General features: G+C 60.5%; 19 protein-coding genes and 1 tRNA gene. 10 read left to right on the plus strand and 10 right to left on the minus strand.

Going from position 1 to position 25,754, the window contains the following annotated elements; all coding sequences use genetic code 11:
- Nucleotides 1-28: 28 nt before the first annotated feature.
- Entirely contained in the window at nucleotides 29-451 is a 423-nt protein-coding gene (locus tag NXS98_RS02910; RefSeq protein ID WP_283846967.1) for a hypothetical protein, read from the minus strand.
- Between the two features lie 12 nt (nucleotides 452-463).
- On the minus strand, nucleotides 464-979 hold the full coding sequence (locus tag NXS98_RS02915; RefSeq protein WP_283846968.1) for an RNA polymerase sigma factor: 516 nt from the start codon (nucleotides 977-979) through the stop codon (nucleotides 464-466).
- 219 nt (nucleotides 980-1,198) lie between these two features.
- On the opposite strand from NXS98_RS02915, the gene pncA reads away from it, so the two are divergent.
- Nucleotides 1,199-1,807 carry a bifunctional nicotinamidase/pyrazinamidase gene (gene pncA, locus NXS98_RS02920; RefSeq protein WP_283846969.1) on the plus strand — a complete coding sequence of 203 codons (609 nt, stop codon included), beginning with the start codon at nucleotides 1,199-1,201 and terminating at the stop codon, nucleotides 1,805-1,807.
- A gap of 92 nt (nucleotides 1,808-1,899) precedes the next feature.
- Here the strand turns inward: pncA and NXS98_RS02925 are convergent.
- The 3 genes from NXS98_RS02925 to NXS98_RS02935 form a co-directional block, all read right to left on the minus strand.
- A tRNA-Gly gene (locus NXS98_RS02925) sits at nucleotides 1,900-1,976 on the minus strand.
- Between the two features lie 57 nt (nucleotides 1,977-2,033).
- The gene (locus NXS98_RS02930; protein WP_283846970.1) at nucleotides 2,034-2,426 is read right to left on the minus strand and encodes a hypothetical protein; all 393 of its coding nucleotides are present in this window, start codon (nucleotides 2,424-2,426) and stop codon (nucleotides 2,034-2,036) included.
- Nucleotides 2,427-2,442: 16 nt separating this feature from the next.
- Nucleotides 2,443-3,294: a zinc ribbon domain-containing protein gene (locus tag NXS98_RS02935; protein ID WP_283846971.1), complete on the minus strand. Its 852-nt coding sequence runs from the start codon at nucleotides 3,292-3,294 to the stop codon at nucleotides 2,443-2,445.
- Nucleotides 3,295-3,308: 14 nt separating this feature from the next.
- Here NXS98_RS02935 and lhgO point away from each other — a divergent pair, with 14 nt between their 5' ends.
- The 8 genes from lhgO (at nucleotide 3,309) to NXS98_RS17895 (ending at nucleotide 11,845) form a co-directional block, all read left to right on the plus strand.
- On the plus strand, nucleotides 3,309-4,514 hold the full coding sequence (gene lhgO, locus NXS98_RS02940) for an L-2-hydroxyglutarate dehydrogenase (protein ID WP_283846972.1): 1,206 nt from the start codon (nucleotides 3,309-3,311) through the stop codon (nucleotides 4,512-4,514).
- Nucleotides 4,515-4,761: 247 nt separating this feature from the next.
- Complete coding sequence (locus tag NXS98_RS02945) at nucleotides 4,762-5,232, plus strand: Hsp20/alpha crystallin family protein (protein ID WP_283846973.1); 471 nt, start codon at nucleotides 4,762-4,764, stop codon at nucleotides 5,230-5,232.
- A gap of 43 nt (nucleotides 5,233-5,275) precedes the next feature.
- Nucleotides 5,276-5,665 carry an Hsp20/alpha crystallin family protein gene (locus NXS98_RS02950; protein WP_283846974.1) on the plus strand — a complete coding sequence of 130 codons (390 nt, stop codon included), beginning with the start codon at nucleotides 5,276-5,278 and terminating at the stop codon, nucleotides 5,663-5,665.
- A gap of 113 nt (nucleotides 5,666-5,778) precedes the next feature.
- Nucleotides 5,779-7,035, plus strand: a complete 1,257-nt coding sequence (locus tag NXS98_RS02955) for an MFS transporter (protein WP_283846976.1) — start codon at nucleotides 5,779-5,781, stop codon at nucleotides 7,033-7,035.
- Nucleotides 7,036-7,109: 74 nt separating this feature from the next.
- Nucleotides 7,110-9,305, plus strand: a complete 2,196-nt coding sequence (gene glgP / locus NXS98_RS02960; protein ID WP_283846977.1) for an alpha-glucan family phosphorylase — start codon at nucleotides 7,110-7,112, stop codon at nucleotides 9,303-9,305.
- A complete protein-coding gene (gene rlmN / locus NXS98_RS02965; protein ID WP_343214129.1) occupies nucleotides 9,280-10,458 on the plus strand; it encodes a dual-specificity RNA methyltransferase RlmN in 1,179 nt (392 codons plus the stop codon). The genes glgP and rlmN overlap by 26 nt, the downstream gene beginning before the upstream one ends.
- Before the next feature lie 145 nt (nucleotides 10,459-10,603).
- Nucleotides 10,604-11,557, plus strand: a complete 954-nt coding sequence (locus NXS98_RS02970; protein WP_283846978.1) for a hypothetical protein — start codon at nucleotides 10,604-10,606, stop codon at nucleotides 11,555-11,557.
- Nucleotides 11,558-11,629: 72 nt separating this feature from the next.
- Nucleotides 11,630-11,845, plus strand: coding sequence for a YgaP family membrane protein (locus NXS98_RS17895; protein WP_425499928.1), 216 nt, complete (start codon nucleotides 11,630-11,632; stop codon nucleotides 11,843-11,845).
- Nucleotides 11,846-11,879: 34 nt separating this feature from the next.
- On the opposite strand, the gene NXS98_RS02975 is transcribed toward NXS98_RS17895, so the two are convergent.
- Nucleotides 11,880-14,045: an ATP-dependent DNA helicase gene (locus tag NXS98_RS02975; protein WP_283846979.1), complete on the minus strand. Its 2,166-nt coding sequence runs from the start codon at nucleotides 14,043-14,045 to the stop codon at nucleotides 11,880-11,882.
- A gap of 129 nt (nucleotides 14,046-14,174) precedes the next feature.
- Between NXS98_RS02975 and ffh the strand changes: the two genes are divergently transcribed.
- Nucleotides 14,175-15,512 (plus strand): signal recognition particle protein, encoded by a 1,338-nt coding sequence (gene ffh, locus NXS98_RS02980; protein ID WP_283846980.1) that lies wholly within the window; start codon nucleotides 14,175-14,177, stop codon nucleotides 15,510-15,512.
- A 13-nt stretch (nucleotides 15,513-15,525) separates the two neighbouring features.
- On the opposite strand, the gene NXS98_RS02985 is transcribed toward ffh, so the two are convergent.
- The 4 genes from NXS98_RS02985 to NXS98_RS03000 form a co-directional block, all read right to left on the minus strand.
- Nucleotides 15,526-16,716, minus strand: a complete 1,191-nt coding sequence (locus NXS98_RS02985; protein ID WP_283846981.1) for a phosphodiester glycosidase family protein — start codon at nucleotides 16,714-16,716, stop codon at nucleotides 15,526-15,528.
- 103 nt (nucleotides 16,717-16,819) lie between these two features.
- Nucleotides 16,820-17,437, minus strand: a complete 618-nt coding sequence (locus NXS98_RS02990; protein WP_283846982.1) for a response regulator transcription factor — start codon at nucleotides 17,435-17,437, stop codon at nucleotides 16,820-16,822.
- A 211-nt stretch (nucleotides 17,438-17,648) separates the two neighbouring features.
- Nucleotides 17,649-19,643, minus strand: coding sequence for a glycoside hydrolase family 172 protein (locus NXS98_RS02995; protein ID WP_283846983.1), 1,995 nt, complete (start codon nucleotides 19,641-19,643; stop codon nucleotides 17,649-17,651).
- Nucleotides 19,644-19,760: 117 nt separating this feature from the next.
- Nucleotides 19,761-25,754, minus strand: coding sequence for a M36 family metallopeptidase (locus NXS98_RS03000; RefSeq protein WP_283846984.1), 5,994 nt, complete (start codon nucleotides 25,752-25,754; stop codon nucleotides 19,761-19,763).

A 25,754-nucleotide genomic window follows, 5' to 3' on the forward strand; every position in this document is an offset into this window, starting at 1 on the left:
ATATTCTTCGGACATGAAGCAGGGAAGGTTATCCCATCCGATTGGTCGCCCGCAGGTCGCCACGGGGCGGAGCGGGGGCGGGAATGGCGGCTGCGGGCACGGCTTCAGGGGCATTGAGCCATTCTGCCAACACCTGTTGCCTTTGCGGCAACGTTTCATGCGTCGTGGATGCCGACACGGGCAGGGCGGCTTTGGGAGCAGGCGAAGCCCAGTGCTGGACTATATTCCCGGCTACGGCCACCAGCCACAATGCCGCCACGCCTGCCCAGGCACGGGGACTGGGCCAGAGCAGGTAATCCAACACCAGCCGCCAACCTTGCACTCTTGCGGGGCGGGATGATGGGGGCGTGGTGGCTGTCTGGGCTGCGGCCATTATTTCCGCCCGCCATTCCTGGGGCAACGGCCGCCACGGTTGACGGCGCAGGCGTTCTTCAAAAGTTTCGTGTTGCATAGACCGGCTCTTTCAGGTGCGCAGTTCTTCGTAGAGAGGACGCAGCCGGGCCTGTAATTTGTCTAAGCCATAGCGATACCGGCTGGCCGCCGTATGGGGCGAGATGTCCAACATCGCCCCAATGGCTTCAAAAGTTAGATTTTCCCAGAGTTTGAGATGGATGACAGCCCGCTGCTCCGGGGGAAGCTCCCCTAGAGCTTGCGCCAATTGTTGACGAAAAATTGCCTCATCGGGGTCGGCGGTGGGAGCAAACAGGATTTCCTCTTCTCCGCCCAGGGCCTCGGTGGCGCGTTGCTGGGTGGCCTGTCGGCGGAAATAATCCACCATCAGATTGTGCGCCAGACGTAACAGGTAACCGCGTGGGTCACGCAAGGAATGCAAGTCATCGGCCTGCCGGGCGAGCTTCAGAAAAACTTCCTGCAAAACGTCACGCGCATCAGCCTCGTTGCGGGTCATGTTCAACGCATAGGCAAACACGGCCTGCGCGTGTTCGTCATAGTACTTTTCCAGTGCCGCCCGATGAGGCATTCCACAGCAATGACGCATGACCGGCACTGATTTGTCTAATGTATTTTGCGAGAAGGTGATTGGCAGCCCTGACCTGCGGCCCGGAGGCAGGCCAACCCGACGTTGAAGGGCATGCGGCCATTTCTGTCCCTGCTGATGCCGCCTCGAGGACCGGCAGGACCACAATTTTAACGGATTTAGGGTTGCGGAATGAAAGCGTCACCCCACAATGATTCCAGCATGCCCAGACTAGCGTTCATTATCGTGGATGTGCAACACGACTTCCTGCCAGGGGGCGCGTTGCCCGTGCCCGAGGGAGACCAAGTGATTCCGGTCATCAATCGTTTGCAACCCCAATACGAACTGGTGGTGGCCACCCAGGACTGGCACCCGCCGGCCCATGGCAGTTTTGCTTCAGCGCATCCGGGCAGGCAGCCGGGTGAGGTGATTCAACTCAACGGCCTGCCGCAAGTGTTGTGGCCGGATCATTGCGTGCAGGGTTCTTATGGCGCGGAACTGGCGCGTGGTTTGGACACCACCCGCATCGCTCGCGTTTTCCAGAAGGGCACGGACCCGGCGGTGGACAGCTACAGCGGCTTTTTCGACAACGGCCGCCGCCATGACACCGGTTTGGCCGATTTCTTGCGCCAGCAAGGCGTCCAGGAAGTGCACGTGGCGGGGCTGGCTACCGATTATTGCGTCAAATACACCGCCCTGGATGCCGCCCGGCTGGGATTCAAAACCCGCGTCCTCCTGCCCGCTTGCCGCGGCGTCAACCTCCACCCGGGCGACGTGGAACGGGCCGTGGCCGAAATGCGCGCCGCCGGGGTGGATATAATGCCGGCGTGAATTGCTCACCAGACTTTGCCGTGAGGTACTCGAGGTAAAACGTTGAATTTAAGAGAGTTTTAATCTGAGTGTTTGTTGGAAACCTTGAAAAATGGAGCGAGCGAAGGGATTCGAACCCTCGACAATCACCTTGGCAAGGTGACACTCTACCAGGCTGAGTTACGCTCGCATCCAGCGTTCAGCGGGGAAAAATTTATGCAAAAGCGCGCCGCAGGCAAGCACTTTTTTACTCTTTTTCCGCTGGCTCCTTGAACAGCCCCGCCGCCGGCAGGGGGACGCGGTCTTGGTCATTGACAATGACACGGCCCGGGTTGAGCAGATTGACCACGTCGCCGGGCTTGACGTTGCCGAAATTGGTGGCGTTGACATAGAGAATGCCCCGCGCCAGGGTCACTCGCAGCGTGGGGCTTTCATACGTCAATCCCACCGCGCTGTCGCTGTGGCCGCTGCTTTCCTCCAGGGGGATGAGAAACTTGACGCCACCGCCCACTAATTCTCGCCCGCCGGTTTTGACAATGGGCGCGGACGTGGCCGGCGGCGGGGCGGCTGCCTTTTCCTTGCAGGCGGGCAGGAACGCCAGCACGGCGGCCAGAGTGAAGGGGAACAGCGTCCATTTCATAAGCGGTAAGGCTCGGTTAATCGGTGACGGACACATCCATCTCGGGAGAATAATAGAGGATGCGCCCGCAGTTCAGGCAGGTGACGATTTCCTGGGCGGCCCGGCAGTCCACCACCGTTTGCCGGCTGACCCGCATGTGGCAGCCGCCGCACACTCCGTGGTCAATGCCCACGATAACATTGTCGCCGCGGGCCTTGAGCAGCCGCTCATAACGGTAGAGGGCGGCGCTGTCCACGGCCGCGGCCAGGGTGGCCCGCTCGGCGGTCACGGCATCAAAATCCTTCTTGAGATTAGCCTCGCGCTGGTTGAGCTGCGCCACCAGCTCGTCGGTTAACTTTTTAGCCTCGGCGGCAGCGCGGGTGGCCGCTTCCACCTGTTTCTGGGCCGCCTCAATCTTTTCCATCAGGTCAAGGACCTGGTTTTCCAAATCAAATTTCAGCTTCTTGTTCAGCTCGATTTCGTGGCCCAGTGCCTTGAATTCCTCGTTTTTGCGGGTTTGAAATTGCTGGGTTTGATAGCGTTGAATCAATTCGTTTTTCGCCTCCACTTCCAGCTCCAGACGCTTGCGCTCACTTTCCAAAGTTTTCACCTGCAACCTGGCCTGCTCCAACGCCTTTTGCGCCATCTCCGCCTTCGCCAGGGCCTCCTTGCGTTCCGCGGGAATGCGTTCCAGCTCCATCCGCAACCGGCTCAGACGGCGGTCACGATCCTGGAGCACCAGCAATTTTTCGATCACTTCCAACATGCAATGGGGCGTCATCGTATCGGCTGCGCCGGGCTTCGTCAACGCGCGGATTTGCTGCGTAGCCATGCGGGCGGCTGGGACCAGCAGGCTGAAGACTTGACCCGCCCCCTTGCTCGCCTTCACGATGCACGCCGCACATGAAACAGGCTTGGAATAACCGGCGGGTGTTGATTGTGGGGGGCGGCATTGTGGGACTGGCCACCGCCCGCCAGATGCTCCGGCGCTGGCCCGGCGTGAAAATTCGGGTGCTCGAAAAAGAATCCGCCGTGGGCCAGCATCAAACCACCCACAACAGCGGTGTGCTGCACGCCGGCCTGTATTACAAGCCCGGCTCCGCCAAGGCGCGGCTGGCCGTCAGCGGCATCCGGCAAATGGTGGCCTTCTGCCAGGAACAGCAAATTCCCCATGAAATCTGCGGCAAATTGGTGGTGGCGGCGGATGAGTCCGAGTTGCCCCGCCTGCATGCCCTGCATGAGCGAGGCCAGCAAAATGGCCTGCAGGGTTTGAAGCTGCTGGACCGGGAGGAGATGCGGGAAATCGAGCCGCACGTGGGGGGCGTGGCGGCGCTGCGGGTGCCGGAGGAAGGCATTGTGGATTATGCGCGGGTCTGTGAAGCGTTGGTCCAGGAACTCCACCGCCTGGGCGGCCAGGTGACCACGTCCGCCCGGGTTTTCCGGCTCCAATCCACCGCCTCGGGCTGGGTGGCCCAAACCACCGCGGGGGATTTTGAGGGAGATTTCCTGCTCAATTGCGCCGGGCTGCATTGTGACCGCGTCAGCGAAATGGCGGGCGAACAACGCAGTGTGCGGATTGTGCCCTTCCGCGGCGAGTACTACAAAATCCGCCCCGAGCGCCAACACTTGGTGCGGCATCTGATTTATCCGGTGCCTGACCCCCAATTCCCTTTCCTGGGAGTTCATTTCACCCGCCTGATTCATGGCGGCATCGAGGCCGGCCCCAACGCCGTGCTCGCCTGGGCGCGGGAAGGTTATCGAAAAACGGACATTAACTTGGTGGACTTGTGGGATGCGCTCAGCTTCCTCGGCTTGTGGCGATTCCTGCGCCGTCATCAAAGAATGTGCTGGCAGGAATGGCTGCGCTCCTTCAGCAAACAACGATTTTGCGCCTCATTGCAACGCTTGGTGCCTGAAATCCAGCCTGAAGACCTTGCTCCCGGCGGAGCGGGGGTCCGCGCCCAGGCCATGAGCGTGGACGGTGAACTGGTCAGTGATTTTCACCTCATCCAGCGCCCCCGCGCCCTGCATGTTTTGAATGCCCCCAGTCCGGCGGCCACCGCTTCCTTGGCCATCGGCGAAGAAATCGCTAATCGCTTGGAAGATTAACCGGCATGGTCAACCCAGATAACCATCCTAATTGTGCATGAGTATGTATAATAATGGCTCATCGTGGGTTTTTGTTGGAGTGTCATAATGCTACATATTTCGTGGTTTTTTTATGGGTATAAAAGTCATAAATTATTGATAAACAATAACTTAATTCCTAGACCAGCCCTGGCATTTCTTAAGCTTAAAGACATTCGGAACGAGTGAACGTGGTAACCAGAATCACAGGACAGGAAAGGACAGGCTTATGACACTGATGCGTTGGCAAAGACCGGAAATCAACCCTTGGTTCAGCATGGAGCCATTGGGTCGTTTGCAGGATGAAATCAACCGTTTGTTCGACGCGACGCTGCCGGAGTGGAGCGCTTTTCCGCGGCTGATGGGAGCTTGGGGGCCGGCGCTGGATTTGTTTGAAGACAAGGACAACCTGGTGGCGAAGGTCGAACTGCCGGGAATGAAGAAGGAAGATATCGAGGTGTCCCTCCATGAAGGGACCCTGACGGTGGCGGGTGAGCGCAAGGCGGACGACCAGTTCAAGGATGCCGAGGCTCATCGGCTGGAGCGGTTTTATGGGCGGTTTCAGCGCTCGGTGGCATTGCCCGTGCCGGTGAACGCGGACGCGGTCAAGGCCAGCTATACCGACGGCGTGCTCACGGTGATTCTGCCCAAGGCGGAAGAAGCCAAGCCCAAGCAGATTGCCGTGAGTGTGGGCGCGTAAGGCGAAGTCAGAAAACCCCTAAGGAGTGGAAAGGAGCGGTGCTATGAGCAGCCATGCCATTGAGAAAAAGGAAGCCGCGGCCCCGGCGCCGGTGACGCGGGAACAGGAATTGTGGATGGCGCCGAACGTGGACATCTACGAAACCAAAGAGGCTTACACCATTTTGGCAGAGATGCCCGGGGTGAACAAAGCCGGTTTGGAAGTCACAGTGGAGGACAATGAGCTGGTAATCACCGGCCGGCGGGATTTGACGCCCTTCAAGGGCGAAACCCTGCATCGGGAGACCCGCCCGGCACATTACCGGCGGGTGTTCGAGCTGGACCCGGCCATTGACACCAACCGGATTTCTGCCCGGATGGAGCAGGGAGTGTTAACCCTGGTGCTGCCCAAAGCGGAAAAGGCCAAACCTCGGCGGGTGGTGGTGGAGGGTTAAGGGGCGGCGCCGCCATACCAGGTTTGGCGGGGGAGGGCGCGGGAAACTCATCCATTCTCGCGCCCTCATTTTGCTTGTGACACCGGCCCCGGCATCGGACAATGGGCCGGGGTATGGCACCGGATGAGAAGGCTCCGGCAGCGCAGGACCGGCCGCGGCGGTCGCTGCGGTGGGCCATGTTGATGCAGTACGCCACCTGCGGGGCGGTCATTCCCTTTGTGAGCATGTGGCTGGTGGACCGTGGCCTGAGCTACCACCAAATCAGCCACATCATCATGACTTCCGCGGGGGTGTTGCTGGTCGCGCCCTTTTTCTGGGGGATGGTGGCAGACCGGTTCATCCCGCTGGACCGGGTGTTGATGTGGGTGAATGTCCTCGGAGCGGCCGCCCTGGTGGTCCTGTCTCAACAACATCAGTTTCAAGGTTTGTTGGTGGGTTACGTCGCTTATACCGCCTTTATTTTCCCCACCTTTCATCTCATTAACGCCTTGGGCTTTCATCACCTCTACCGGCCGGAGTCCAGTTTCAGTGGCTTGCGCGCCTGGGGTTCCGTGGGGTGGATTATCCCCTTTTTGCCGATTTCCCTTTGGACGGCCTCGCGCCATGAGGCAGGCCTCAATTTTGTCCTGTATTTGGGGATGGGGTTGGGCCTGGCCATGGCCACACTCTGCTGGTTTTTGCCCCGCACGCCGTGTGGGGGCCGTAAAAAAACGGCAGGAGGCGGGCATCCCGCCTATTTGCAGGCCGTGCGGGAGTTGTTGTCCAATCCCAATTACCTGGTGGTTTTGCTGAGCATGTTTTTGTTGTCCGGTTCTTTTTCCCTGGTGACTTTCTATAGTCCGCCGTTTTTGGAGGAACTGGGCATGGCACGGCCCTGGATTGGGCCTGCTCAGGCCATCGGAGTGGTCTTCGAGGTGTGGCTTTTCCAACATCAGCCGGAATTGATTCGACGGCTGAACCTGGTACGGACAGTGGTGCTGGGCTGTTTGGCCCTGGTGGTGCGCAACCTGATGTTCAGCGTCTTCAGTGACTTATGGCTGCTGGCCTTCAGTTACCTCCTGGCGGGCGCTTTTGTGGTCCTCTATCACATCGGCGCCAGCATGCTGGTCAATCGTCTGGCCACCGATGCCGTGCGGGCCTCCGCGCAAACCATGATGGGCATCTGCAGCATGGGCTTGGGGCCGATGTTTGCCAATTGGATGGCGGGGCGGCTGGCGGCCATGTCAGGCAATAATTTGCGGCCGGTATTTTTATTCGCCACCTTTTTGGCCATGTTGGCCACGCTCTTGATTGTGGCGGCTCACAAATCGCTGCGCCGCGTGCTGCAGCGGGAATCCACGCCGGAAAACGGCCGCCCGGCCGCCGAATAATCTGCTGGCCGCCCGTGGCCGTATGCGCTATCGTGCGGCCCAGGCACAATGGTGTGCTTCATGCTTGAACGATTATGGCAAAACCACCTCTGATGGCGAATGAATTAACGGAGTTGACGGTGGGCTTGAATCGCCTGGCCCGCAACTTGTGGTGGACTTGGAACCAGGAGGCACAGGAAATCTTTTCCGAGCTTTCGCCGCGCGGATGGCAAAACCTCTATCACAATGCCGTCGCCGTGCTGCATGAAATCTCCGACTATGAGCTGAAAGTACGCCTGCAGGACCATGATTTTGCCGACCGCGTGCGGCGGGTGTTGCAGCATTTCCAGGCCTACCTCAACGAGAAAAATACCTGGGCGGCTCAACATGCGCCGCAATTCTCGGCGCATCCGGTGGCCTATTTCTGCGCCGAATTTGGTTTTCACGAGACCCTGCCCATCGCCGCCGGCGGCCTGGGGGTGCTGGCCGGCGACCACGCCAAGGCCGCCAGTGATTTGGGCCTCGGTTTTGTGGGCATCTCGCTGTTTTACCGCGAGGGCTATTTCCAACAGGCCATCAACCAGGACAACTGGCAGACCGAATACTACGCCAACTTGAATCCCCGCAATCTGCCCATGGAACCCGTCCTTGATGCGAGGGGCGAGCCTTTGATTGGCATGGTGGAAATTGCCATGAGCGAGGTGTTTTTCCGGGCCTGGCGGGTGAATGTGGGGCGTTGCGCGGTGTATTTGCTGGACACCAATCTCCCGGAAAACGAACCCCATTTTCGGGATTTGACCCTGCGTGTGTATGGCGGCGACAGCACCACCCGCATCATGCAGGAAATTCTCCTGGGCGTGGGCGGGGTGCGCCTGCTGCGCTCCCTGGGCATCCAGCCCTCCGTCTTCCACATGAATGAAGGGCACGCCGCCTTCCTGACACTCGAGTTGATTCGCGAAAAGATGGCCGCCGGCGCCTTGTTTGCGGATGCCCTGGCTGCCACGCGGCAGGAGTGCCTTTTCACCACGCACACGCCGGTGGAAGCTGGCCATGACCGTTTCTCGCAGGATTTAATGAGTTACGTGGGGCAGAAATTCCTGCACAACCTGCACCTCACTTTGCCCGAGCTGATGTCCTTGGGCCGCGTCCATCCCGAGGACCCCAAGGAGCCTTTTTGCATGACGGTCCTGGCCTTGAAATGCTCGCGCGCGGCCAACGCGGTGAGCGAGCTGCACGGCCAGGTCAGCCGCCGCATGTGGCATTGCCTGTATCCGGATCGGACGGTGGATGAAGTCCCCATTGGCCACATCACCAACGGCATTCATTTGCTGGGTTGGATGAAGGGGCCCGTGCGCCGCTTTTGGCGGCGTAAATTGACCAGTGTGGTGGAGGCTGCCCCCTCGGGAGGCGAGACCACCAGTTTTTGGGTGCAGAAACCCCCGGCCAACTGGGAGGAACAGATTAATGACCCGGCCTTTTGGAGCAAGATGCTCGATCCGAATTTTATCACCGATGAAGAAATCTGGGCCTTGCGTTACCGCTTGCGCCGGGAGTTGATTGAGTTTGCCCGCCGTCGCCTGTTGATTCAGGGCCAGCGCTTTACCCAGCGCGATTTCATTGAGTATGACCAGTTGCTCAACCCGGACGCGCTGACGATTGGATTTGCCCGGCGTTTTGCCACCTACAAGCGCGCGCCGCTGATTTTCCAGCAATTCGACAACATCGTCAAGTTGTGCAAGGACAAGTCGCGGCCCATCCAGTTCATCTTTGCCGGCAAGGCGCATCCGCGGGACGATGAGGGCAAGCGCTTCATTCAGCACATCATTCACCTGAGCAAGTACAGCGATTTGAAGGGGCACCTGGTGTTCATCGAAAACTACGATGTGCACGTGGCCCGCCAGATGGTCTCCGGTTGCGATATCTGGCTGAACAATCCCCGCCGTCCGCTGGAGGCCTCCGGCACCAGCGGGCAGAAGGCCGGCTGCCACGGCTGCCTCAACCTGAGCATCATGGATGGCTGGTGGCGCGAAGGCTACGACGGCACCAACGGCTTTGCCATTGGGGATGATTCGCACCCGGACAACGTCGAGGAACAGGACCGCCGTGACGCGGAAAACCTGTATAAAGTGCTCACCACGCAGGTCATTCCGTGCTTCTACAACCGGGATTCTTCCGGCCTGCCGCGCAAGTGGATTCAGATGATTCGCCGGGCCATGGCCACCCTGGTGCCCAAGTACACCACCTGGCGCATGGTGCAGGAGTACGTTGAAAAGTATTACAAAACCCACTGAGGCGGCGGCGGCCTCCCCCGCGCCCCAACCGCGCGCCCTGCAGGCGTTGACCCGCGAGGAATTGCTCGCCGCGGTGGTGGAGGTCGGTGCGCCCGCCTACCGCGCCGACCAGATTTTGCAGTGGCTCTACGAGCATCGCGTGGACTCCTGGGAGGCGATGAGCAACTTGCCCCGGAGCTTCCGCGAGCAGGGACAGCGGCTCTGGCCGTTGCGTACCCTGTCTCCGGTCCGGGTGCAGGGGAGCCGGGACGCCACCTGCAAGTTTTTGTGGCAGTTGGCCGACGGCGCTTTCGTGGAAAGCGTGCTCATTCCCGCCAACCCGGCGCTTTATGGCGACCGCAGTGACCGCCGCACTTTGTGTGTGTCCACCCAGGTGGGGTGTGCTTATGGGTGCAAGTTTTGCGCCAGTGGATTGTTGGGATGGAAACGCAACCTGACCCCGGATGAAATCGTCGAGCAGGTGCTGGCGGTGGAGCGCTGGCAGGCACGACAGACCGCCAGCGACTCCCACCCGCCGGCCGCCCAGGGCGGACGGGCCGTGGACAATCTGGTCATCATGGGCATGGGAGAGCCGCTGGCCAACTATGCCCACTTGATGAAGGCGCTGACCATTTTGAACGCCCCTTGGGGCGGCGGCATCGGGGCGCGCAAAATCACCGTCTCCACCAGCGGATTGGCGCCGCAAATCCGGCAGCTCGCCGAGCAGCCGCTGCAGGTGCAACTGGCCATCAGCCTGCATGGGGCCACCGATGAAGTGCGCGCCCGCATCATGCCCGTGAACCGCAAATACCCCGTGAGCGAATTAATGGCGGCTTGTGAATACTATGTGGCCCGCAAAGGCCGCATGATTACGCTGGAGTACATCCTCATCGAAGGGGTGAATGACGCCTTGAGTGAGGCGCCCAAACTGGCGGCCCTGGCGCGGCGGCTGCACGCCAAGGTCAACCTGATTCCTTATAACCATGTGGATGGTCTGCCCTGGAAACGGCCTGCCCAAGCGCATTGCGAAGCCTTCCTGAAAGTTCTGCAACAGCGGCGTGTCACCGCGACCTTGCGCCGCGAGAAGGGCCACGATATTGACGCGGCGTGCGGCCAGTTGCGCCTGCGCATGGAGCGAGAACTGGCCGGCGCTGCTGCCGCCCCTCCACGCTGAAGTGGGAGGGCAGGGCAGAGCTTCCCGCAACCTGCGAGCAGGGAACGGACCCGGCTAAAATGATGAAACCATCGTGGCACGCCGAGGGTCATGCAATATGTTGAACAATGTCCGTCCCGGGGGCGGAAACAAAACGACATAACCTATGAGAACCATCCTTCATCTTGTGTTGAGCGGCTGCCTGCTGGCGGCCGCCTGCGCGCGGGCCGCGGAAACCGCTGCTGCCCGTTTGGTGCCGGCTGATGCTTTGTGGCACATTCAGGTGGATTTTGAACGGCTTAAAGAAACCCGCCTGGGGCAAAAAATCCTGACCGAACTGGAGCAAACTCCGCTGGTGCGGGTCTTTGAAGGGCTGAAAGTCGCCTTGAATTTTGATCCGCGCCAGGATTTGGCCCAGGCGGCGGCTTTTGGGTGGGAGTTTGGCGAAAACAAAGTTGTCATCGTGGCCAAAGGCAAGTTTGACGCGGCGCGTTTGCAGGAATTGGTCACCGCCAACCCGGAGTATGCCTCCGAAAAATACGGCGAACATCTGATTCACGGCTGGCGTGATGCCCGGCGGGCGGCGCGCGGCTTCCCTGACAGCCGCACCTTCGGGGCGGTACACGGCCAGGATGTGGTGGTCGTGGCGCCGCAGGCGGCCCTGGTGCGCTCGGCCCTGGAGGTGCTCGACAAACCGGCGCTCAGCCGCCAGGGGCGTAAAGCAGCCGACCCCGTCCCCGGCGGGCCTTTCCTGGCTGCCAGCGCCGCGCGCGTTGCTTTACCCAATCTGCCTCCGCCAATTCAGGCCATCGTGCAGGACCTCAAAGGTCTGGAAGGGGAAATGGCCGAAATCGAGGGCGGCCAGGTGCGCCTGACCGTGCGGCTCAGCGCCCCCAATGAAGAAACCGCCAAAGCTTACCGCGACGTGTTGCAAGGGGTGCGCGGGGCCTTGACCCTGGTTAAAGACCGCCCGGTGCTGAATCAACTGGCCGGAAACTGGGTGACCTCGCAACAGGGCAGCCAGGCCTCCGCGACGCTGCAGATGCCTGTGGAGGAGATTATCCCCTGGGTGCAGCGCGCCATGAATCAACGGCGCCGTCAGGGAGGCGTGGAACGCTGAGGTTATCCGGGGCATAGGGGATAGCCATCCGGCGGCAAAGTCACCCGCCTGGCTGCGTGCTATATTCCCTCCATGCGCGGTTCATTTTTTGCGCCAAACATTTCCCGGACCGGACGCTGGCTCCGGGGCGTGAGCGGTTTGCTTGCTATTGCCGGCGGCCTGTATCTTGCCTTGGCTTCCGGACAGAGATGGGGGTGGTTCATCGTGGCGGCCGGGGTTTTCATGCTGTACGAAGCGTTGCGGGGCTGGTGCCTCGCGCGCGCTTGCGGCATCAAAACGCGGTGGTGAGAGGCCCACAACCGAGCAGGGGACGCCTCAGCCACTACACAATTTCCCGGGGACAATCCGGCAGCGATTGCAAAAAGGCCGTCCCGTAGGCTTTGCTGAGAATGCGGTTATCCAGAATCACCACTACCCCGGTGTCCTGTTTGGTCCGAATGAGCCGGCCTACGCCCTGGCGGAATTTCAGAATCGCCTCCGGGAGGCTGAACTCATAAAAACTGTCCCCCCCGCGTGCTTCGATGGCTTCCAGTCGCGCCTCGATGAGCGGATGGTCCGGCACGGCAAAGGGCAGGCGGGTGATGATGACGTTGGAAAGGGACTCGCCCGGTACGTCCACGCCCTGCCAGAAGCTATCAGTGCCAAACAACACGGAATCGCGGTCCGCCTTGAATCGCTCAAGCATCACCGACCGCGGCGTGCCAGTGCCCTGGATGAAACACTCAATGCCCAGTTCGTCAAAAAAGGGCTGCATGGCCAGCCCGATATCCTGCATGAGTTTGTAATTGGTGAAGAGCACGAACGCCTTGCCGTGGGTCAGGCGGATGAAATGCTCAATCCAATGTTGCAGCGCCTCGCGATAGCCGCTTTCCGTAGGCTCCGGCATTTTTTGCACCAGGTACACCCGCATCTGGCGCGCATAATCGAAAGGCGAGCCAACCTGCAGCGCGCGGGCGGGCGACGCGCCCACCCGCTTGAGAAAATAATCCATGCCCGTCGGCAGGGCGCGGCGACGCGACGGACCGGAACGCCCGCCGGGAGCAGGGGCGGTTGCAGCCGATGACGCCGGAGCAGCGGCGTTCAACGCCAGCGTGGCGCTCGTCATGATGATGGACGTATTGGAACGGAAAAGCGTGCGCTGTAAATAATCGGCGACATCCACCGGCGCGGCATTCAAAGTGATGAGATTCTGGGTTTTCCCGGCCCGCTCCACCCAGTACACGTGATCCTCGGCCACCTGGCTCAGAAAAGCGGCCAGCCCCTCGCGCAACTCATTCAATCGGCGGTTGGCCTCCGCCAGCTCCTGCCCCGTTTCCTTGTCCTCGCTGATTTTAATCAGGTCACTGATGGCCTCGCGCAGCCGGAGAATGGGCGCGGACAGGGTGTCCTGAACCACGTCCGGCCGCCGGATGCGCAGCTCGCCCCAGGCCCGTTGTTTCTCGGACGTCGTGAGGCCGGACTGGCGGCGGGCGCCGCTGCGCGTGCCGGTTCTGGCGCCCGCTTGCGCCGCCAGCTCCTCGCACGCCGCTTCCACGCGCCCAAAAAACTCCTCCCCGGCCTTCAAGACCTCCGCCACCATCTGCACCTCACGCCCCCGGCGCAGGGTGGCCAGCAGCCCTTTTTCCGTGCGGGGATTCCACAGCTTTTGCAGCGCCCAGCGCAACTGGCTGTTGGAAACGCTCACGCCAATGTTGCGCGAGGCCACCGCCTCCACGTTGTGCGCCTCGTCGAAGATGATGAAATCGTTGTTAAACAGCACCCCCTCCTCTTTGGTGTCTTCGAGGCTGTTGAGCAGGGTGAAGAACAGGGTGTGATTTAATACCAGCACATCCGCCGACAAAATCCGGGCGCGGGCGCGCTGGAAAAAGCAAGGGGTGTGGTGCTGGGCAAACTCGGAGCCGGGTCCGCAAAGTTTGGGCGAGCAGAGGCCGCGCTCGGAGCAGACCTGCTCCCACACGCGGGGGTTGGGCTCGGTGGCAAAGTCGGACAGGCTCCCATCCCTGGTTTCCAGGCTCCATTCATAAATGCGCTTCAGCTCTTCAATCTCGGGCGACGTGAAGAGGCTTTGCGCCTGCTCCATGGCCTTGTGCAGACGCCGGGTGCACAGGTAATTGCCGCGGCCTTTAAGCATCGTGTAACTGAACTTCACCGGCAGAATGGCCGCCAGCATGGGCAGGTCTTTGTCCATGAGCTGCTCCTGCAGGTTGATGGTGTAGGTGGCCACCACCGCCTTCTTTTCGTGCTGCACCGCATATAAAATCGCGGGCACCAGATAAGCCAGGCTCTTGCCCACACCAGTGCCGGCTTCCACGGCCAGGTGCTCTTGTTTGAGCAACGCCTCCGCCACCGCCACGGCCATTTGCTGCTGCTGCGGGCGGTATTCAAAATTGGGGGAATGCGACAGCAGCCCGTCCGGCCCAAAGATGGACGCGACCTGTTGTACCAGGTCGGTGGCGGAGGGCTGCCATTCCACAGGTCCAATCGTCATGTCCTCAATATGCGTGCGCGCCGGGCATCGCGCCAGTCCAAACGCGCATGGCCGGCGCGCCAGCCCGCCGCGTCCCTGCCGTCTGGATTCGTGCTTGTCGCCTGTCCCGGCAGCCACTAGCTTGAGGGCATGTTTGATGCGTTATCCAGCAAACTGCAAAATGTGTTCCGCAACCTGCGCGGGCTGGGGAAAATCACGGAAAGCAACGTGGCCGACTCCCTGCGCGAGGTCCGCATGGCTTTGCTGGAGGCGGACGTCAATTTCAAGGTGGCCCGCGATTTCATCGAGCGCGTCAAACAAAAATCCCTCGGCGTCGAGGTCATTCAAAGCATTCAGCCCGGCCAGCAAATCGTCAAAATCATTCATGATGAGCTGGTGGCCCTGCTGGGCTCCGAAAACAGCGGCCTCGAGCTGCGGAGCAGCCCGGCCAGCATTTTGATGGTGGGATTGCACGGCAGCGGCAAAACCACCAGCAGCGGCAAGCTGGCCCGGTTGCTGCACAAACAAGGCCGGCAACCCCTCCTGGTGGCGGCAGATGTCTATCGCCCTGCGGCCATGGACCAATTGGAAACTCTGGGCCGCCAGTTGAACCTGCCGGTATTTGTGAAGCGCGGTGAAAAAGATGTCCTCCGCATCGCACGCGAGGCCATGGACTACGCCCGTGAAAACCACCGGGGCACGTTGATTTTTGACACCGCTGGCCGCCTCCAGATTGACGAGCCGCTGGTGCAGGAGCTGGTGCGGCTCAAAGAGCTGGTGCAGCCCGATGAAATCCTGCTGGTGCTGGACGCGGCCACCGGCCAGGAAGCGGTCAATGTGGCCACGCATTTCGACCGGGCCCTGGGGGTCACGGGCGCCATCCTGACCAAGCTCGACGGTGACGCGCGTGGTGGCGCAGCCCTCAGCTTCAAGAGCGTGGTGGGCCGCCCCATTAAATTTGTGGGCGTGGGCGAAAAATTGGAGGACTTTGAGCCGTTTCACCCCGAGCGCATGGCCTCGCGCATCCTGGGCATGGGCGATGTGGTCAGTCTGGTGGAGCGCGCCGCCGAAGCGGTGGATTTGGCAGAGGCCCAAAAGCTCGAGGAAAAACTGCGCAAAGGTGAGTTCACCCTGGAGGATTTTCTCGAGCAGTTGCGCCAGATGAAGAAGCTCGGCCCGCTGGAAAACATCGTAAAAATGCTGCCAGGTGGCGCGGAAATGGCCAAAGGCAACGATTTGAGCAAGTCCGAAAAGGAGTTCCGCCGCATGGAGGGCATTCTCTGCGCCATGACCCGGGAGGAGCGGCGCAACCCTTCCCTTCTCAACGCGCGCCGGCGCCAACGCATCGCGCGGGGCAGCGGCGTCACGGTGGCCGAGGTCAACACCCTTTTGAACAAGTATTACCAGATGCAGCAAATGATGAAGAAATTGGGCAAGCTGCAGAAAAAAATGGCAAGGTTTGGCGGGATGCTTCCTCGCGGATTTTAACGCCGGCCGCAATTCAACGATAAATCAACAAGGCATTGGCTACCGGCCGTTCCTCGCCGTCAGCGGGGCTGTTTCGCAGTTCGCCATCAAACCACAGCGAGGTGGAGCCGCCCCCATCCAGATTGATGGCCTCGGTGCAGCCCAATTCCTTGCGCATAAATGCCGCCAGCTCAGGAATCTTCCAGCCGTCGGACCATCCCGGCATGCGCCCATCCACCGCCACCAGAAACAGGGCTTCGCGATTCCATCCCAATGCGCTGCGCGGGTGCCGGTCCCAGATGTGTTTGATGGTATTGGGCAATTTGGGATGGGGCGCCTTGTCCCCGTGCACCCTTTGTTTGCCCCCTTGAATCATGATGGGACCACCCCCCAACGCCGTCATGGCCGTTTCCAAATCCGGCTCCATTCGCAGGGAAATCCGCACCGTCATCCCAGGCAAGGGCAGGAAGTTCCTGGCCAGCCAGTTGGTGGACACGGCCAGCACCAGGGTATGGGGGGACAATGGCGTTTGGCCGGTCTCACTGACGGTGTGCACCCGGGCCCGAAAGCTGACGCCCGGCCGCAAGGGCAGGGGAAACCTGCCTTCCACCGGCTCCAGTACCAGTTCCCGGACAAAGCGCCCCGCCGCCGAAGGAGTGGTCCGGCCATAAGCCGCCGTGTAGAGCACAGGCCGTGTTCCACGCAATGCCTCGTTGAGTCCCAGGGGTTCGGCTTGGGTGCCACTCCAGGCGATGGTGAAAAGGGATTTGACGTTGTCCAAGTGCCAGCGGCCCTCTCTATCCACCCAGAAAACGGCGCCACCGGAGGGTGCGCTTAACAATTCCCCGTGCGCCATCATCAACCCCCGGGGGTCTCCCGGCAAAAAACCGCCGCGGGCATAGAAATCACCATTAATCGCCGCCAGGGGGGCAGGCGGGGGGACATGTTGCACCAGCTCGCGGAGGGTGGCCAGCCCATCCTCCCGGTTGCGGGCCAACGTGGTCTCCAGCCGCCACGGATGGCTTCGGCTCAACCGCACCACGTGCACGGATACGGGGCCATTGGTGGCGTTGCGCAGCAAATAATGCCGATATACGGCTTCGTCCTGCCTCGCGGCAGCGGAGGGGGTATCCGCCAGGCTGAAAGTCAGCACCAAAACCAGAAACAAACCCACCCCTATAGCCAGGCTGGTGCGCAGTTGCCATGGTAGCCCAACGTGCCGCATGTTGCCTCTTAGCGATACTTCACCTGCACGTGACTGGCAACTGAGTTTGTGCCGCAAGCAGGAAGAGTCCGGTTATTGAGGGGGGAAAAACACTTGCCGCCCATTATTTTTTGCCAAACAGGCGACTGAAAAAACCACCCTTTTTGCTTTCCTGCTCGCGGTCCTCGACGATTTTGACGTCGGGTGTCTTCAGCCCATCCGACTTGAACTTTGGTGGGGGAGGGGAGTCAGGATTGTCGGCCAGGCGAAGTTGCAAATTAGCCGGTGGAGCAGGCGGCGCTTGCGTGCGTAAATCTGGCCGCTTTTGGACCAGCTCCTCCGCCACCGGTTCGGGCAGCAGTTCCAGCGGCGGTTGAGGGGCTGCGGCGAGTTGTTCTTTTACGGCTTCGACCAGTTTTTGCGGTGAGACCTCGCCTTTGGACATTACCAGGGTGGCTCCGGCGTTGAGAATCTGCGCCTGCAATGCCTTTTGCACACCGGTAATTACAATGATGGGAAGAAACTCAAACTTCTTTTGGGCCCGAATCCGCCGAAGTATGGCCATGCCATCCATGTTGGGCAGCATAATATCGAGCAATACCAGGTCATATCCTTTGGTATGCAAGGCATGGAAGGCGTCAGACCCATCCGCAATCACGTCCACCTGGTATCCGGCTTTATCCAGGGCCCGGGTGTAAATCGTGGCCACAATCGGGTCATCCTCCACCACCAGTATTTTCATGCAAATCTCCCCCCGGACGACAACCGCCCGCTCACCGTGACCGGCTTTTGCCAATGGTTAGCCACTAGAGAAATGTAACTTCATTGGCGGGGTAAAAGCAAGTCCCCGGCCACTTTGCCTTTCCCGCCATCTCTCTTGCACTCTAGGACAAGGTTTGCGGGGAAACCGCAATCGGCGGCCTTGCCCCCTGCATCTAATCCATCCGTGACAGCTACTCGGCTGGCTTGAGCAAGAGATAATCCAGGCCAAACATATAGGCCTTTTCAGCCTTTTCATTGGCCCCTATGGCTGTGGCGCTGAATTCGTTTTCGCCCTCCTTCAGCTCATGCACACCCAAATCCAGCTCCTTGGTGGGCCGTACTTCCGGGTTGTAAAAGTCAATGGGGTCCCCACATTTTTTGCCATTAATGGCAAGCTGGTGGATGCCATAATCGCGAGCGCTGAGGAAGTGTCCCATTACGCGGTATTTCCCTGCCTTGGGCACCTGGAAGCCGACCACCAGGCTGTCGCCCGGTTTGATGCCCGCATGCCACCACAGATGGACGCCTGCGCTGAGTCCATCCCAATCTTGCGGGCCCACCGTGCCATTCACACGGATGACCCGCATTTTTTCGCCCTCAATGGCGCCCGCCACCCGGGGCACGACGTACTCCGCCATGGGGCGGACGATGGCTTGAGCGGGCTGGATGGCAGGGAAGGTATCCGTGGCGCCCGGCTTGGCGTACCAATAGGCGGTGACCGCCATGTTGACCACGCATTTGGCATGCCAGTGCCAAAGCTCCATATCAAACTTGAAGTCTTTGCTGAACGGAATCCGGTCCAGGATGTGAAAACGGTTGACACTGGTGCGGCCGTAATTACCGGGTCCGTCGCAACGGGATTGCGAGTGGTAGGCGTGGGTAAAGAGACCGGGGAAACACCACGCATAACCATAATAATCCTCCGTGCCCGTGCCAAAATGGCTGGGGAAAGTCTCACCGTCCACGTAGATTTTTTCGTCACCTTCCCCCCACCAATCTTTCACCGGGTTATCTATGGCGAAGGAAACGCCGGCAAACACCCCCTGGCCCTTGGCCGTCAAGTAATTCCAGTCAATCATCGGCCGGGTGGGCACGTCAAATTGCGCCCGCCACTTGGCATGGAAATGCATCGAGGCATCGGTCCACTGGTATTTTTGCAGGGTCACTTCGCCCTGAATGGTGACCGCCTGGTCCGTGGTGTTATGCAATTGGATGTAAGCGGCCGATTTGAAGGGCATGAACCAGTGGCAATACATCTCACCTTCCTTGGTCATCCCGAGCGGCAGGGATTCATAAGGGTTGATGCCCGGCGCGCTGCCGAATAAATCCCCCAGCGGCGCGGCCACGCAACGCTGGTCATCAAATTCAATGTTCACCAGCACCCCGCGCAGCGCCTTATCCAGGTTTCCAGCTTTTACGCGGCAAACAATGCTGGCAATGGCGGCCGGGCCTTCAAAATACACCTCCCGCGACTCGCCGGGGTCCAGCCGGATTTCCGAAGCCTCCACCTGCCCGGCGCTGGCCGCCCCCGTGGAACGCGGAGCCGCCAGTTGCGCGGCAAGCTTCTCAATGCGCCCTGCAAGGTTTTTCAAGGTATCCGGCGCAAACGACTGGACCGCCGTGCCCGCCGGGTAGGTGCGGTAATTGACGTGGTAATAAAAACCGCCCTTGTCGCTGGTGACCTTGCAGCTTTTGGCGTAAGGAATCGGAAAATAGAGATTCCACCCGCGGCTGCGCTCGCCGGCGATGGGCTTGGGAAATCCCGGATATTTGCCGCCCAGCACCTCGGTCATTGGCGCTTCAATCACCGGCGTCTCGTTGCCATCAATATAGACCCGCAGCACCCCGGCGGGGTTGGCAGACCAGATGCGGACAATCGCTCCCGGCCCCTCGGCGTCCATCATGACATATTCCTTGCGGCCGGCGCGGTCCTCCACGCGCAAATAGTGGCCGGCATCGGCGTTGGCAAACCACGATTTCTCCTCCTTGGCGGACTTGGACGCCCGGTCGTAGCTGGAGAACTGCTTGCAGGTATAAGGCGGGTTGGGAAACTCGGCCATTCTCCGCAAATCCACCATTTCTTCAATCAGGGAGGCGGTGGTGATGGTTTGAGCCGTCAGGACTGGCGCAAGCAGCAAAGCCACAGCGCCAGCGGCCAGATAAAGGCATGTGAAGGGGCGTTTCATGGCCATAAAATCTACGCCCCATACCGGTAGGTCAAGTAAGAACGCGAGGGGCGCCTCAGCCCCGTGCTTCTCCCATGCGCCGGTCAGCCTCGGCCATCCCGCCCAGGATGGCGCCCGTCATGGGCTGCGGAGGCGGAAGAAACGCTGCGAGCCGTCCAGCGGCAGAAGAACGTGCCATAATCCATTGGAGCTGAAGGCTGCTTGAGGCAACGGCTGCCAATCGGGGGGATTCATCCCCGTGGTAAACTCCAATTGATAAGGCTGGTCAGAAACCGGCCAGGCCAGATAAAGGCCGCCGCCGGTGGCGGCAGGCGGAAGGAGTGCCGGGCCGCCAAAGCTCACCCAGACGGGCGTGGCGGTGGTGGCAGTGCCGGAATTATCGGTCGCAACCGCGGTAATCTGGCAGGCGCCGGGGGGTGGATTGCTCCACGTCAGACCATAGGGATAAACCGTGGCCTCACCTACTTTCACCTGGTTGGCGAAATACTCTACGCGGACAATTTGCCCATAGCGATCAAACGCCTGTACCGCCAACGGAACCGGCTGCCCGGCAGGCAAGACGGCTCCCGGCGCGGGAGTGGTGAGGTTCACCACCGGCCGATAATTCCCCGTGGCTTCAAGGGCCAGGTCAAAAGCCAGGTCCGGACCATTATTCGTGTGTTGATGCAATTCCACCGCCAGCAGCACGGGCCCTTGGGGCAAAACCCACGGATGCAAACTGTAGGTCACAAAATTGGTTTGATTGGGACCGGTGACCTCGGACGAAGCGCGGTCATTGTAGGTAATCTCGCTCAGCGGCGGCATGTTGATGCGGATGGGCAGCTCGTTAAACCATATCACCACCCCATCGTCCGCCACCAGGCGAAGGGTGAGCGAAGCCAGGTCCGCTTGATTGGTGAATTTAGCCCGGAAATAGGTGGTGACGTATTTGTTTTCCGGGTCAGGTCCGAAATCCAGCACGGTGGTCTCTCCGCCCAGTCCATAACCGAAGCGACCGCGGCCGATTTTCCAGGCGGAATCACTAAAATCCCATTGCCGCCATGCGGCCCCCTGGTTGGAGCCGTCATCCAGGTACCGCCAGGACGCCCCGGCGGGGATGAAGGCAATGGGTTGATCGCCCGCGGCCCTGGCCACCAGGTACAATGGAGCGGAAACCGTTTCCTGCCCGTTGCCGTCCAGCAAAATGGCGCGCAATTGACGCAGACCACCGCTGCCCAGCAGGTAATTGAAACGATACGGGGGAGTGAAAACGTCACCCAGTTTGGTGTCGTAATCGTAAAAACTCACCTTCACCACGCCGGCCGGAGCCGTGGCGGAAACACTCAACAGCACATTGGACGGGGTGGTGACAGTCGTGTAATTGGCCGGCAGATTGAAGCTGATTTGCGGCGCTGGCGTCCCGCTGGCGGTGGTAAAACGGTACATGGCGCTGGGACTCCGCTCCTCGCCGCGCACGGCCACCACACGCCAATAATAGGTGGTCGAGGGTTGCAGTGTGGATTCCACCAGAAACGATTTGCCGTTGGTAGTGCCCAGCAGGTGGCTTGGGGTTAAATTCGTGGTAGTTCCCAGATATACCTCAAACGTGACTGGGTCCGGAGGGAGCAGCGTCAAGCTCACCTCATCCACTGAGACATTCAGGCAGCCCAGGCTGTCTTCCACCACAAAAGCCAGTTGCACTCTTTGGCCCTGCCACGCATTGAGCATGGCCTGCCGTTGCTCGGGGGGTTGCAGCAGCGGGTCACCCGGCTGAGTGCGAAACAGCGTGGCCAGCACATTCGAGCCGGTAGCATCGCGCAATTCCACCCGGTATTGGTGCCGGTCATTAAATCCTTCGGCGTAATTGCGAATGAACTGCCGCCAAGTCAGGCTTAACACCCCGGGCACCGCCGGCAGTTGGACAAACCGGCTTAATTCACGACGCCCGGCGCTCAAGGGATGCGAGAGCGCCTCGAACCGGCCGCTGAGGGGCGGGAAAGGCCCGGCGCCCTGAGCCGTGAGTAGCGAGCCATTATTGATAATAAAAGCGCTGCCATCCGGACTCACCACATTGGACCAGCCCCGGAAATCGCCCGTTTCAAAACCTCCATTTTCCAGTAATTCTCCGTAGTCCGACGCCCATTCCAGCATCACGGGGAGCCTGACCTGCGTGGCCTGGTGGGCGGGAGAAATGAGCGCCGGCGCCGCCAGCGTCTCGTTGTCATCCACCACGATGATCGCCGTGGCATTGGAAAAGCCCGGAGCGCTGGCCGTAATCATCACGGCGTTGCTTGCGTTGCGGAGGTTGTCATCCAGAATGTGGATGTTGAAAAACGCCTGGCTTTGCCCCGCGGCCAGGGTCAGGGTGGGCGGCACCAGCACCCGCGTCGGTTGGGAGCTTTCCAGCAAAACGATTAAATCGAAGGTCAGCGGGCCAGCCAAAAAGACCCGGCCGGCATTGCTCAGCACCCCGAAGGTTTCGCCCACCTGGGCGGGTATCTGCAGCATGAGATGGCGGTTTTCGTTGTCCAAAATCATGGCATTGGCGCTGGTGGCGGGCCAGCCTTCCACCTGCGCTTCCACGGCCACGGCGCTCAGCCCCTCAATGCTCTGATTATCCAAAACCTGCAGCGCCACCGGGACCTGCGACTGGCCGCTGCCGACAATCACAAACCCCGGCGCGGGAATTTGCACCAGGTTGGTGTTGCGCGAGTATAATCGCACCAGCAACGCTTCATGCGGCGGCGGCGAAACGCGGAGAACGCCTGCCGTGGAGACTAGTCCGGCGCCTTCCATCAGCATGGCGGGGAAAGACAGCTCCAGTTGGGCCGTCTCGTTATCGTACACCGTGACCAGCGTCTGTGCCGGGCTATAGTCGGGCGCCTGGGCAAGGAGGCGCGTGCGGCGCGGACCGTCAATGAGCGCATCATCCGGATACACCACCATAAACCATTGGCTGGTTTGGCCGGCGGCCAGGGTGACCGAGGAAGGCACAATCACCTCGGCGGGATTTTCGGAAATCAACGCCACTTCCACCTCATTCGTCCCGGGCATGGGCAGCGAAACTCGGCCTGCCTGGGTAACCGTCCCCTGGCCTTCGGTGCTGTTTTGCACCCAGAGTTGCAACTGGCGCCCGCACCTGGGCGAGCTGGAAAAATCTGTCTCCACCAGCCCCGCCGGCACGCCGCGGCCGGGGGCCAGCCCCACGCGCCCGTTGCGCGCCTCCATCCGCAGCCAGGTGATGCGGATGACGCCATCAAAAAACAGTTCAATCTGGAAGGAATTGGAGTTTTGGATGCCATACTCGGGCACATCCTGCCAGGTCACCGCCACGCGGTCCGCCAATTGCCGCCAGCTCACCCGGGCATCCAGCACCCCGGTGAAAAGATTGGATTGCCCCGGATGAAAATCAGCATACAGCGCGGCCACCCGCGGCTGCTCGTAGAAAATGGACAGTTCCGGTTGAAAATACTGGGTGTTGCCCATGCGCGTGGTCAGATGACCGTTGCTGCTGATGTAAAAAATGTTGGTGCGCTGGCCGAAGAGCGAGACCGTGCCCCCATTGGTGATGGTGAGGGGCAAATACCAGTCGTCTCCCAGGATGATCCTCTGTCCCCCGCTGGGATCAGTGGGGAATTGCGTGGCAGGCTGCCGGCACACCTGATACCCCGCCGCAGAATTGTCCGGCGTGAAGGTCAGCGTGGTGTGTTCCAAATCAAAATCCGCATGGTCAAAAAACTCGACCAGAAAGGAAGCCTCCTCACGAATGACCAGGCGGATATTCCGGACCTGGTTGGAGCCGGTGAGGGTATTCACCAGGAAAACCTGTTGCGTGTAAGTGCCGGCCGGCAGTTCAGTGACAATCCCGGCCAGGCTCACCACCAGGGAAACGGAAGACTGGGGTTGCAGCACACCGTTGGTGGCCGACAGCTTGAGCAAAGATGTCGCCGAGGCCTGCCAAGTCAGCGGTTGCCGTCCGGCGTTCATTAAATCGAACGTCAGACTAGCCGGCGAGAATGGCCCGCCCACCATGCCGTTGATGGTTTGCTCGCCACTGGGGGAAATGTCAAAGTCTTCCGGCAAACTAAAGTCCTCGACAATGCCGACGGTCGTGTAACTGGGGGGGGAGCTGGCCATCGCGCCCATGCCGCGGCGGGCAAAAGCCGCCCAGATTTCCGCGCGGTTGGCGCCCTGGTGGCTGATGCGGTCCGCCAGGAGTATGGCGTCGCGGGCATTCAAAAAATTGGGATTGGCAGGGCAGTTGCGCATCCCGTCCACCACCAATTGCATGGCCAGCCAGTTGCCGGTTTCGTAGCCGTGGCGGGCGATGAGATTGGCGCGCATGTCCCAAAGTGCGGAGCACCAGACTTCGCCCTGATTATGGACTTGCGAGGCGCTGGTCCCAATCGCGGGATTACGCGGCACCCCGATATGCAGGCTCGCCTGGGTGGGGTCAATGTCCTTGAAGGTCAGCGGATTGACCGCCAGGTTGGTGCTGTATGGGTAGCGCCGGAGGCCGTAGTAATAATTTTCCGCCAGCAGGCCGCCAAACATGCGCGCCACATACGCGCTAAAGGGAAAATTGCTGGACAAGTTTTGCTGCGGATGGCTCAACAACGCCATGGCCATGAAATCCGACCAGCCTTCGGCCATGCCCGCGGTTTGGGACTCCACAATGCCATAACCGGCGCCCACCAGCCGCTCGCTTAAACCGTGTGAGTATTCGTGCAGAATGACTTCAGCATCCAACGCCCCATCGCGGTCTGGATGCGGGGCGTTGAACAGATACATTTGCATCCGCGGGGCCATCCCGTCATACGGCGGCGTGGAGAAATTGGCATTGTTGAAACCTTCGCCGTCCTGAACATCCGCCAGGACGGCGTCGCCCCCCAGCCCGCCCCGGTTGAAATTGGTTTGCTGGAAATTGCCGGCGCTCTCCGTGAACCCCAACTCATGAAAACGATCATGAGCAAAATTGCACCAGTAAAAGACATTCACCACGGCAGCCGCAGAGGAATTGGTGGGACTGCTCGCCAAATCCAGCGGGAAATCAAACAGCCGGTTGTTGGCGGTCGGCCGGGGAAGGTCCGGCTCGTTGTTGCCGTCCCAATCAGTATGGGCAAGGACGTTGTTGCCTCGCGTCTCCGTATCGCCCGGATTCAGCCATCCCAGCGGGCTGGCATTGGTATTGAGCGCAGTCAAGGTCACCAACTGGCGCGGCACGATGTCCGGCTCCAGAGTCGAGGGAGAAGACCATCCCGGCGACATCGGCCGTGGACTGCGTTCCGTAAAAACACGGTACGCGGCCGGCTCTGCCTGGTATTTGGTCAGGCAATGGCGAATCCAGACCGTGCCATTTTCGGCATCCACCACCGCGCGGAAAAGGAAACCTGAGGAGCGCCCATAAAACACCACTTCCCACGCCAGCCGCAACTCTTGGGCATTCATCGGCAACCAGACCAGCCGCGCAACAACCTCGCCCAAGGTGACTGGGGAATGAAGTCGCTGACGGCGGTCGGGGCGGGGGGGAATTTCCAACTGACTGGTCACCGTCAGGTCCTCGGGAGGGGTTTCTCCCGCATCTAGCGCGGCCAGCCGCAAGGCTTGGGCAGCAGAGAGGGCAGGGGTGCCTTGCAGGGCCCGCTGGCGCGCCCCTGCCGGCGCCTTTTTGGCCAGTTGAGGCAACAACGCGCTGGACAGGGCAGCCAGCTCATTTCTCCGCGTTATTTGCCCCACCAAATGAGCACCAAAGACATCCAATCCGTCCAGTTGTTGCTGCCAAACCACCGTGCGCTGGCCGTTGTGGGGCGTGACGTAATCACGCTCAACGCGAGCGGAATCCAGCACTTCCGCGCCATGCTTGAACCAGGCGGCATGGCGGTTGAGGTAGGCCTTAACCGGGGCGTGAGGATCGGCAGGTGGGCGAAGCGCGGCACGCGTCAGCCCGGAGGCGGCGGGTGGGGCGTCAGCGCCCTCCGGGCCGGTCAGAAATCCTTGCTCCGCGACGATAAAGCGCGGTGTTTGCAGCAAACCATCATAAGTCACCCGCACATTCGGAGGTGCTCCCTCCTCTCTGGTTGGTGGCAGGTCTTGACGGGCCAGCCCCCGCACCGCGTCCAGTCTGCGGTCCAC

Origin of the sequence: Fontisphaera persica (assembly GCF_024832785.1) — a bacterium.
Lineage (GTDB): Bacteria > Verrucomicrobiota > Verrucomicrobiia > Limisphaerales > Fontisphaeraceae > Fontisphaera > Fontisphaera persica.